The organism is Luteimonas marina, from assembly GCF_007859325.1.
GTDB lineage: Bacteria > Pseudomonadota > Gammaproteobacteria > Xanthomonadales > Xanthomonadaceae > Luteimonas > Luteimonas marina.
Window position 1 is genome coordinate 455706 of the sequence record NZ_VOHK01000005.1, and the last position, 11265, is coordinate 466970.

General features: G+C 70.3%; 6 protein-coding genes. 3 read left to right on the forward strand and 3 right to left on the reverse strand.

What is annotated here, in order from left to right; translation table 11 throughout:
• Positions 1-141 precede the first annotated feature (141 nt).
• From FQY83_RS13675 to FQY83_RS13685, 3 genes are all read left to right on the forward strand, one after another.
• The gene (locus FQY83_RS13675) at positions 142-1632 is read left to right on the forward strand and encodes an aldehyde dehydrogenase (protein ID WP_146388510.1); all 1491 of its coding nucleotides are present in this window, start codon (positions 142-144) and stop codon (positions 1630-1632) included.
• Between the two features lie 180 nt (positions 1633-1812).
• Positions 1813-2586 (forward strand): SDR family NAD(P)-dependent oxidoreductase, encoded by a 774-nt coding sequence (locus tag FQY83_RS13680; protein WP_146388511.1) that lies wholly within the window; start codon positions 1813-1815, stop codon positions 2584-2586.
• Positions 2587-2669: 83 nt separating this feature from the next.
• The gene (locus FQY83_RS13685) at positions 2670-3974 is read left to right on the forward strand and encodes a serine hydrolase domain-containing protein (protein WP_146388512.1); all 1305 of its coding nucleotides are present in this window, start codon (positions 2670-2672) and stop codon (positions 3972-3974) included.
• A 78-nt stretch (positions 3975-4052) separates the two neighbouring features.
• On the opposite strand, the gene FQY83_RS13690 is transcribed toward FQY83_RS13685, so the two are convergent.
• The 3 genes from FQY83_RS13690 to FQY83_RS13700 all read right to left on the reverse strand — a co-directional run bounded on the left by FQY83_RS13690 (position 4053) and on the right by FQY83_RS13700 (position 11074).
• On the reverse strand, positions 4053-5807 hold the full coding sequence (locus tag FQY83_RS13690) for an amidohydrolase (RefSeq protein ID WP_202878194.1): 1755 nt from the start codon (positions 5805-5807) through the stop codon (positions 4053-4055).
• A gap of 74 nt (positions 5808-5881) precedes the next feature.
• Entirely contained in the window at positions 5882-8062 is a 2181-nt protein-coding gene (locus tag FQY83_RS13695; protein ID WP_146388513.1) for a TonB-dependent siderophore receptor, read from the reverse strand.
• Positions 8063-8320: 258 nt separating this feature from the next.
• A complete protein-coding gene (locus FQY83_RS13700) occupies positions 8321-11074 on the reverse strand; it encodes a helix-turn-helix transcriptional regulator (protein ID WP_146388514.1) in 2754 nt (917 codons plus the stop codon).
• Positions 11075-11265 lie beyond the last annotated feature (191 nt).

The window sequence follows — 11265 nt, forward strand, 5'->3', positions numbered from 1 at the left end:
GGGCGATGCATCGAAATGCCTTGTCGATCAATCGGTTGGCAGGAAATCCCGGCCGCCGGACCACGGCCGGAGCAGGCCGGAACTTGACCAATAATCACATACATGTATTTTGAATTCACTATTTGGAATTTATTGACGACCATGAGCCCAGGCACCTCCTCCCTGCTCCGCCACGAGCGCCTGTTCATCGGCGGCAGCTGGGTCGCGCCGCAGGACGGCGCCATCGTCCAGAGTCTCGACCCCAGCACCGGCCGCCCCTGGGCCAGCGTCGCCTTCGGCGGCCCGCGCGACGTCGACCGCGCCGTCGACGCCGCGCGCACCGCGCTCGCCGGCCCCTGGCGGCGGATGCCGGGCCACGAGCGCGCCGCCCTGCTGCACAAGCTCGCGGACCTGTACCGCCAGCATGCGCCGGAACTGGCCACGCTCGAAACCCGCGACAACGGCCGCGCCCTGCGCGAGACCCGGCTCGACACCGGCGCGCACCCGCGCTGGTTCCAGTACTACGCCTCGCTGGCCGAAACCCTGGGCGGGCGCACCATCCCGGTCGACGACAGCGTGCACGCCTTCACCACGCGCGTGCCGGTGGGCGTGGTCGGCGCGATCACGCCCTGGAACGTGCCGCTGATGTCGGCGGTGTGGAAGCTGGCGCCGGCGCTGGCCGCCGGCTGCACGGTGGTGCTCAAGCCGGCCGAGCAGACGCCGGTCACGACCCTGGAGCTGGCCAGGCTCATCGAAGCCGCAGGCTTCCCTCCCGGCGTGGTCAACGTGGTGCCGGGCGGCCCCGAGGTCGGCGCGGCGCTGGTCGCGCATCCGGACGTCGACAAGATCAGCTTCACCGGCGAGGGCGCGACCGCGAAGGCGATCCTGCGCAACGGCGCCGACAACCTCAAGCGCTTCGGCTTCGAGCTCGGCGGCAAGGCGCCGCACGTGATCTTCGCCGACGCCGACCTCGACCAGGCGCTCAACGCCGCCACCGGTTCGGCGTTCGCGCTGTGCGGGCAGAGCTGCGCGCTGGGCTCGCGGGTGCTGGTCGAGCGCCCGGTGTACGAGCGCGTGGTGGAGGAGTTCGCGCGCCGCGCCGGGCGCGTGCGCGTGGGCATGCCGCTCGATCCGGCCACGCACATGGGCCCGCAGGCGCACGAGGCGCAGTTGCGCAAGACGCTGTCGTACATCGACATCGGCAAGGACGAGGGTGCGCAGCTGGTCGCCGGCGGCGCGCGCCTGACCGACGGCGCGATGGAGGACGGCTGGTTCGTCGCGCCCACCGTGTTCGCCAACGTCGACAACGACATGCGCATCGCGCGCGAGGAGATCTTCGGCCCGGTCGCGGCGCTGATCCCGTTCGACGGCGAGGACGAGGCGGTCGCGCTCGCCAACGCCTCCGACTACGGCCTCGCCGCCGGCCTGTGGACGCGCGACGCCAGCCGCGCGCACCGCGTCGCCGCACGCATCGAGTCGGGCATCGTCTGGGTCAACACCTACCGCTTCCTGCGCTGGTCCACGCCCTACGGCGGGCTCAAGCACAGCGGCTGGGGGCGCGAGAACGGGCTCGAAGGCCTCGACGGCTACCTGGAGACGCGCACCACGGTGGTCAGCACGACCGGGCAGTTCGCAGATCCGTTTGCGCAGTAGGGCAGTCGCTGCACGTTCCCGACATGCATTCCCGACCGCTGTCATTCCGAGCGCAGCGAGGAATCTGCTTTCGCTGTTGCTTGTCTCGATCGAAAGCAGATTCCTCGCTGCGCTCGGAATGACAGTCGACATTTTACCGGGTACCTGAAACACCCGGCCCGAACAACCGGAGACCACCACATGCGCCTGCAGGGCAAACTCGCCGTCATCACCGCCGCCGCCTCCGGCATGGGCCGCGCCGCCGTCCTCACCTTCGTGCGCGAGGGCGCGCGCGTGGCCGCGATCGACATCAATGCCGATGCGCTCGCCGCGCTCGCGGCCGAGGTGCGCGAGGCGCACGGCGTCGACATCGCCACCGTGCAGGCCGATCTGTCGAAGGCCGAGGACGCGCGCGCCAGCATCCACCGCGCCGCCGAGGCGCTGGGCGGCATCGACGTGCTGTGGGCGCACGCCGGCATTCCCGGCCCGGCCTCGGTCGAGGGCATGGATCTGGCCGAGTACGAGCTCGCGATGAACCTCAACGTCACCTCGGCGGTGCTGGCCGCGGGCGAGGCCGCGCCGTACATGCGCAAGCGCGGCGGCGGCTCGCTGATGTTCACCGCGTCGGTGTCGGGCCTGGTCGGCTCGATGATGAGCCCGATCTATTCGGCGGCGAAGTTCGCCGTGGTCGGCCTGACCAAATCGCTGGCGCAGCGCTTCGCGCCCGACGGCATCCGCGTCAACGTGATCTGCCCGGGGCTGAGCGAGACGCCGATGAAAAAGGGCTTCATCGGCCGCAGCGGCGACCCGGAGGAAATGGCGGCGAACGAGAAGAAGCTGCTGGCCGCGATCCCGATGGCGCGCTTCGGCCAGGCGCAGGAGATGGCCGACGCGGCACTGTGGCTGGCCTCGGACGAATCGAGCTACGTGACCGGCGTGGCGCTGCCGGTGGATGGGGGATATACCTGCCGCTGATCGTCTTGCGCTCTGCTCCTTCCCCCGCAAGCGGGGGAGGGAGCGCTCGCGCGGTATGCTCCCGCTTTCAGGAGGGATCACCGATGCACGCATGCCCGACGCGACACGTCCTGCTCGCCGCCTGCCTCGCTGCATTGACCGTCTGCGCGGACGCCGCCTTCGCGCGCGAGCGCGCTCCCACGGCAACTGCCGCGCCGCACGGCATCTCGCCCGAACGCCTCGCCCGCATCGACCGCGTCTGGCAGGACTACATCGACAGCGGCCGCCTCGTCGGCGCGGTGCTGCTGGTGCAGCAGGACGGCAAGCCGGTGTTCGTCCGCGCGTATGGCCAGCGCGATCGCGAGGCCGGCGACCCGATGCGCGAGGACACCATCTTCCGCATCGCCTCGCAGACCAAGGCGCTGGTCAGCGTCGGCGCGATGATGCTGATGGAGGAGGGCCGGCTGCTGCTCGACGATCCGGTCGGCAAGTACCTGCCGGAGTGGTCGAAGACCACGGTCGCGGTAGCGAAGGACGGCGGCGGCTACGACACCGTGCCGGCGAAGCGGCCGATCACGATCCGCGACCTGCTCACGCACACCGCCGGCATCTCCTACGTCTACGGCAACGAAGCCGCGAAGCAGGCCTGGCAGGACGCGGGCATCGAGGGCTGGTACTTCGCCGACCGCGACGAACCCATGTCGGCGATCGTCGCGCGCATGGCGGCGCTGCCGATGGTGGCGCAGCCGGGCGAGCACATCGTCTACGGCTATTCGACCGACATCCTCGGCGTGGTGATCGAACGCGCCAGCGGCCAGTCGCTCGACGCCTTCCTGGAGCAGCGGCTGCTGCGGCCGCTCGGCATGCGCGACACCCACTTCTACCTGCCGCCGGAAAAGGCTGGCCGGCTGGCGACCGTCTACGCCGCCGAGGGTGCCGCGACCAGGCGCGTGCCCGACGTCGGCAGCGAGGGCGGCGCCGGCGCGACGGGCCAGGGCCGCTACGTCGAGGGTCCGCGCGTGGCCATGTCCGGCGGTGCGGGGCTGCTCTCCACCGCGCACGACTACAGCCGCTTCCTTGAGATGCTGCGGCGGGGCGGTGAACTGGACGGCCGTCGCTATCTCGGCCGCAAGTCGGTCGAGCTGATGACCGTCGACCATCTGGTCGAGGCGAAGTACTGGACGCCCGGCGCGGGCTTCGGCCTCGGTTTCGAGGTGATCACCGATCCGGGCAGGTTCGGCGCGCCGGGCTCGACGGGGGCCTACGGCTGGGGCGGCGCCTACCACAGCACCTACTGGGTCGACCCGGCCGAGGGCCTGACCGTGGTCTACCTCACCCAGCTGATCCCGGCCGGCGACATCGACGACCAGGGCAAGCTGCGCGCGCTGATCTACCAGGCGATCGAGTAGAAAGACCATCGTCATCCTCGCCCCCGCCTACGCGGGGGCGGGGATGACGGAAACGTCAGCATCCGAGTCGAAAATGCGCTACGGCATCTCGAGATCGCCGTGGACCGGGCGGCCCTCGAACAGCGTCAGCAGCACCTTCGTCGTGCCGATCCGGTCCGTCGGGATCTCGAAGATGTTGCGGTCGAGCACGACGAGGTCGGCCTGCTTGCCGACCGCGATCGAGCCGATCGCATCGTCCATGCGGTTCACGTACGCCACGTCGATCGTGTACGCGCGCACCGCCTGCTCCAGCGTCACCGCTTCGTCGGGCAGCAGCGGGCCGCTGTCCGGATCCTCGGCGTTGGTGCGGGTCACCGCGACCTGCAGGCCTTCCAGCGGATTGGCCGAGGCCACCGGCCAGTCGGCGCCGTAGGCGAGGCGGGCGCCGGCCTTGAGGATCGAGTTCGCCGGATAGAGGTAAGTCGAGCGCTGCGGGCCGATCGCCTGCTCGGTCAGGTCCATGTAGGGATAGTGGCTGGCCCACAGCGGCTGGAACTGCGCGGCCACGTCCAGCTGCGCGAAGCGCGGCTGGTCGGCGGGATCGACCACGTTGAGGTGCGAAATCATGTGCCGGCCGCCGGCCGCGCCGTTGGCCTTGCGCGCCGCCGCGAACGCGTCCAGCGCCTCGCGCACGCCGCCATCGCCGATCGCGTGCGCGTGCAGCTGGAAACCCTGCGCATCGAGCCGCACCGCCGCCTGCTCGAGCGCCTCGGCGGCGATATGCGGCTTGCCGCGCTCACCGCCGCCGTGCGCGTAGGGTTCGAGCATGTACGCGGTCTTCTGCGGGATCACGCCGTCGACGTAGAACTTGACCGAGCGCGAGACCAGGCCCATCGCCTCGGCGCGCTCGGAGGCGCGGACGAGATCCGGCAGCTGCTCCAACCCCTGCTCGTTCTTCCAGGTCATAGCCACCGCGACGCGGGCCGTGAGCCGGCCGCTCTCGCGCACCGCGCGATAGGCGTCGAGCGTCTCGCTGGCGCCGTCGGCGCCGAAGGGGATGCCGGCGTCGTGCCAGCTGGTGATGCCGAGGCTGTTGAAATGCCTGGCCGTGTAGACGATCGCGGCTTCGCGCTCGGCCGCGGTCGGCGGCGGCACCAGCTTTTCCGCCAATGCCATCGCCGCTTCCTGCAGGCCGCCGACCGGCTCGCCCGTCGCCGGGTCGCGGTCGATGTGGCCGTTGGCCGGATCGGGCGTGTCGCGGGTGATGCCCGCCACTTCCAGCGCTTTCGAATTCACCCACAGGCTGTGTCCGCCCACCGATTCGAAGATCAGCGGCCGCGTCGTGCTGACCGCGTCCAGCACCTCCTTGCGCGGCACGCCGTTGGGCGGGAACAGCGCGTCCTCCCAGCCCACGCCGTAGACCACGCCGTCGCCGGGACTGGCCTCGACGCAGGCGGCGACGAGCGTCTGGTAATCCTCCAGCGTCCTGCCGTCGTGCAGCGGGCAGCGCGAGTGGCTGATGCCGCCGAACTGCGGATGCGCATGGGCGTCGCCGAACGCCGGCAGCAGCAGCCGTCCGCCCAGGTCCACCACCTGCGTGTTGTCGCCGCGCAGGGACGCGAGTTCGGCATCGTCGCCGACCGCGACGATGCGGCCGTCGCGGATCGCCACCGCCTGCGCCCAGGGCCGCGCCGGCTCGACCGTGTACACGCGCGCATTGGTCAGCAGCAGGTCCGCCGGCTCCGGCGCGGGCGCGCCGCCGCAGGCGGCCATCGACAGCAGCAGCGCCGCCACCGGCAGCGCGCGCGCAAACGACGGCCTGCGGGCCGCCGCGGTTGAAGGCTTGTCAGGCACGCATCACTCCCTTCGCCATGCGCGGCGCCCGCGTGGGGCGCCGCCTGGCCTTGCGTCTGGTTCGTCGGCGTCGCTCAGAAACGATAGCGCACGCTGGCCAGCACCGTCCGCGGCGTGACCGGATAGCAGGCGCCGTCGCCGGGATTGGTCGCCAGGCAGTAGACGAAGTATTCCCGGTCGAACAGGTTGGAGACGTTGAGCGCGAACTTCCAGTTCCCGCGCTCCAGGTCGACCATCGCGTCGGTGACGGTGGCGGCCTTGGTGGTGTGGGTCAGGGTGGAGTCGATCTTGTCGCCGGTGTAGCGCAGGCCGCCGCCGAAGCGCAGCTTCATCGAATCGCCGATCCACAATGACTTGGTCGCCCACAGCGAGGCCGTGGTCTCGGGCAGCGCGGGGATGCGGTTGCCGTCGACGTCTTCGGCCTTGATGTAGCTGTACGAACCGTTGAAGTCGATGCCCCTGTAGTGGACGCCCGCTTCCAGCTCCAGGCCCTTCGAGCTGACCTCGCCCACCTGGATGAAGTTCTGCAGGAAGTCGGGATCCTGCACCACGTAGTTCGACTCCACGATGTCGAACACCGACAGGCTCAGCAACGAAGCGCGGTTGACCTGCCACTTCACGCCGACCTCGTACTGCCTGCCCTCCTGCGGCTTGTACGGCTCGCCGAAGTAGTTGACGCCCGACACCGGCTGGAACGATTCCGAGTAGCCGATGTACGGCGACACGCCGTTGCCGATCTCGCCGATCAGGCCGACGCGATAGGTGGTCGCGTGCTTGTCGGCGTCCTTCATGCCGTTGGCTTCGGAGGTGGCCTTGTCGCGGCGGGCGCCGACCACCATCGACAGCCGGTCGCCGTACTTGATCTGGTCCTGCACGTACACGCCCAGCTGCGTGCTGCGCGAGGTGAAGGCGTTGGTGTAGCCGTAGTCGAAGGTTTCGCGGTAGTTCGGATTGGCGAGGTTGAGCGGCGGCGGACTGCCGCCGGCGAAGCAGCCGTAGAGATCCTCCCAGACCTGGTCGGCCAGGCCCGCGCACGAGAAACCTTCCCTGCGATCCTGCTCGAAGCGCATGTAGTCGACGCCGGCGAGCAGCTGGTGGCTGAACGGGCCGGTCGCGAACTTGAAGCTGAAGGTGTTGTCGGAGCCGTAGCCCTCGTAGGCGTCGTCGAGGATGTAGAACTCGCGCGGCAGCAGGTCGCCCTCCCAGACCACGCCGACGTTCGCCCAGAGTTCGGCGTAGTCCACTTCCTGGTCGTAGCGGCGCGTGCGGCTGCTGAAGGAGATCGCGTCGTTGAAGGCATGGTCGACCAGCAGGGTCAGCGACTTGTAGTCGCTCTTCATGCGGTTGAAGTCCTTGTCGCCGCTGAAGAAGTCCATCGGCAGGCGTTCGGCGTCGCTGGCGGCGCTGAGCGTGCGCTGCATGGGCAGGAAGCTCTGCGTGCCGAGGTCGTCCTTCTGGTACAGGCCGATCAGGGTGATGTCGGTGCTTTCCCCCGGACTCCACTTGATCGACGGCAGCAGCGTCAGGCGGTCGTCGGCCTGGTCGTCCCACTGCAGCTCGCCGTCACGCTTCATCGCCACGATGCGTCCGGCCAGGGTTTCGCTCAGGCCGCCGTTGACATCGATCTGCAGCTCCTTGCGCGTGGGGCTGCCGAAGACGAGGCCCACCTCGCCGGCGAAATCGTGCGTCGGCCGCTTGCTGACCGCGTTCACCAGGCCGCCGACGCCGCCGGCGCCGTACAGCACCGACGACGGGCCGCGCAGGATTTCCGCGCGCTCGAGGGTGAACACGTCCATGCGCGCGCCGTAGATGGTGCCGGTGGGCATGCGGTTGATGCCGTCCAGGTATTGCGCCGCCGCGAAACCGCGCGCCGCGATGCGTTCGACGCGCGTATCCACGCCTTCGAGCTCGGTGGCCACGCCTGCGCTGTAGCGGAAGACCTCCTGGAAGTTGGTCACGGCGCGGTCGTTGAACTGTTCCGCGGTGACCACGCTGATCGACTGCGGGATCTCGGTCAGCTTGGTGTCGGTCTTGGTGGCGGTCTGCGCGCTGTCGGCGATCACGACGATGGTGTCGAGTTCGGACGGCGTGCTGCCCCTGTCCTCCGCCTGAGGCGACGACGCTTCCTGCGCGTATGCCAGCGGCGCCAGCGCCAGCGCGCAGCCCATGGCCAGCCGCGCCAGCCGCAAGCCGCGCACGTCGCCCGTGCCGCGACATCCCGGCGCGGTCGTTCCCGTTGTGGTCACGGTCTTCATGCAATCTCCCCTTTGCGTTGTCTGGATGATGTGCGCGCTTCGGATCGCGCGTCCGGCACGCCTGCGCGCCGGCTCCCTTCGAACGATTAGTACTACAGGCCGATCGCGGGATCGGCCTTTTTTCGGGGTAAGTCGCGGGGTAATTCGGGTAAGTCCCGGAGAGCGCCGCGGCGGCGCCGACTACCCGGCGACCGGACGCTGGATCACGCCTGCAGGAACGGCTTCGGCCGCGACCGGAATTGCGGCCGCGCGCACCGCCTACCCGGCTGCGTCGACGCCGGGCACGCCGTCGTCGGCCACCAGCCCGCGCTCGTGCAGTACGCGCACCGCGTCCTGCCGGCGATGCACGCCGATCTTGCGGAACAGCGCCTTGAGCCGGTACTTCACCGTGTCGGGCGACATGCCGATGGCGCGCGCGATTTCCTTGTTGGACAGGCCGCGGCACAGCGGTTCGATCACCGCGAGCTCGGCCTCCGACAGGAAGCCCTGGCCGGCGTTGTCCATCGGCCGCGCGGCGAACGTGCGCGACAGGCCCTTGAGGAACTGGTCGCGGAAGCGGTCGGCCTGCGGCGCGTCGTGCACGCAGGCCTTGAGCAGCGGTTCGACGAAGCGCTGCGCGTCGATGAACGGGCGCACGATGCCCTGGAACATCGCCATGCCCACCGCGCTGTCGAAGCAGGCCTGCGCCCTGGCCTGGTCGCCGAGGCGGACGTGCGCGTGCGCGAGCAGCAGGTTCGCCTCCAGCAGCAGGCGGCCGATGCCGTGGCGGCTGGCCCACCGCCGCAAGAGTTCCAGGTCGTCCAGCGCGCGCTCCGGCTCGCCCTCCACCAGCCGCAGCCGCGCCCGGCACAGCGCCGCGGCGATCGCGACCTGCCGGTAGCCGGCCGCTTCGAGCCGCATGTCGTCGGCAAGCGCGTCGAGCCCGATCTCGTCGGCAAGCGCCCGCGCGCGTTCGTCGTCGACACCGCTTTGCAGCAGCAGCTGCAGTTCGCACAGCCGCGCCAGCAGTTCGAGCTGGCGCAGGCGCCGCCGGCGCGCCAGCCGCCAGCCGCGCGAGAGCATCGCCAGCGCCTCCTCCATCGCGCCGCGCGCGGCCTCGATGCGTGCGGCGGTGGCGTAGGCGGCGGCGTAGACGTCGACCCAGCCGTCGGACTGCTCCATGTGCGGCAGCGACCACGCCAGCAGCTCCGCGGCCTCGTCGACGCGGTCCTGCTCGTACAGCAGCTCGGCCTCGAACGCGGCGCAGTTGGCGGCGAGGTCGGAGCGCTCGCCGAAGTTGTCGACGATCTGCCGGTGCGCCGCGGCGAGGATGTTGGCGGCGTCGCGCGCGCGACCCTGCGCGCGGCGGATGCGCGCCTCCAGGAAACGCGTGAACAGGTCGCTGTAGAGCGAACCGAGCGCCTGGTAGTGCTCGCGCGCGGCCAGGGTCGGTTCCATCGCCCGCTCCAGCCAGCCGCCCTCGTAGTACTTCGCGCCGAGCAACTCGCAGATGTTGGCGAGCAGCAGGTGGTCGTTGGTCGGCAGGTTGCGCAGCAGGGTCTCGCGCTCGAGCAGGTCCTCGAGCGTGAGCGGCGCGTTCTCGTAATCGAGCAGCAGGTCGCCGACGATGTTGATCTCGGTGCGCAGGTCGGCGTCGGCCTGGGCTTCGCCCGCGGCCGCGAGCACGCGGTCGTAGTCGGCGCGGGCGGCGCCGAGCTCGCCGCGCTTGATCGCGAGGTAGATCCGCGCCAGCGCCAGGCGCGGGCGCGCGGCGACCATTTCCTCGGGCAGCGCGTCCAGCGCGCGCGCGGCGACCGCCTGCAGGCCCTGCGGAATCAATCGCCAGGCGCCGGCGCGCTCGACGACATCGGCCAGCAGCGCCGGATCGTCGGCCTGGATGGCGTGGTTCACCGCCTCGGTCACCTGGCCGCGGCCGGCGAACCACTGCGCCAGCGTGCGCTGCAGCGCGCGGTACTGCGCGGCGTCTCGGCGCGCCAGGCGCTCGCGCAGGTATTCGGCGAACAGCTGGTGGTAGCGGTAGGCCGCGCCGCCCTCCGACAGCGGCGCGAGGAAGATGCCCTGGTGTTCGAGCCGCTCCAGCACCAGCCAGCCGTCCTCGCGTTCGCACAGCAGGTTGACGATGTCGCCGGTCAGGCGGTCGACCAGGGCGGTGCGCACCACCGCTTCCTGCACGTCCGGCGGCAGCGCCACCAGCACCTGCTCCGACAGGTAGCGCGCCAGCTCCGAGCCCGAGCCGCTGAAGCGCGCGACCAGCGCGCCGGGGTCGGCGCCGCGCTTGAGCGACAGCGCCACCAGCTGCAGCGCGATCGGCCAGCCCTCGGTGCGCTCGAAGATCCGGCGCAGGTCGCCGTCGTCGAGCGCCGCGGCGCGGTGCCGGGCCAGCAGCGCTCCGGTCTCGATGGCGGAGAAGCGCAGGTCCTCGGCGGTGAATTCGAGCAGCTGTTCCTCGGCCGCCAGCACCGACTGCCCCAGCGCGGGATGGTCGCGCGAAGCGACGATGAAGTGGCAGTTCCCCGGCGCCAGCCGGATCAGGGTGGCGATGAAGTCCGACAGCGCGGGGCTGTCGGCGCGATGGAAATCGTCGAACACGATCACCACCGGCCGCGGCTCCGAGGCCAGCCGGTTGATGATCGCCGACAGCGCCGCGCGCGGCGGCAGGTCGGGCGGCACCGGCGCGGCCTCCTCGCCGGGCGCGCCGCCGGACATCGCCAGCGACAGGTAGCCGGCCAGGCGCTTGAGGTCGGCGTCGTCGGTTTCCAGCGTCAGCCAGGCGATGCGCACCGCCGGGCCGGCGTGGCGCTGGCGCCACTGCGCGAGCAGGATGGTCTTGCCGTAGCCGGCCGGCGCCTGGATCAGGGTGAGCCGGCGCGCGAGCGCATCGTCCAGACGCGCCAGCAGCAGGTCGCGCCGGATCTGGTCGCCCAGCCACACCGGCGGCGCAACCTTGGCGCGGATCAGTCCTTCCGCTGCGGCGATGCTGTCCTGGGCGATCACGCTGGATTCGATCTCCATGGGGCATGGACCTGCTGCATTGACACCCTGGTTGCTTCGGCTTCGTCATCCCGGCGAAGCGCTTCACAACAGCCGAAGGCTGGTCAAGCCGGGATCCATTTGCGGTTGCCGCATGGCGAAGCGGAACAGTCAAAAGACCAAAGTCAAAATGGATCCCGGCTTTCGCCGGGATGACGAATCACGGCCATCAT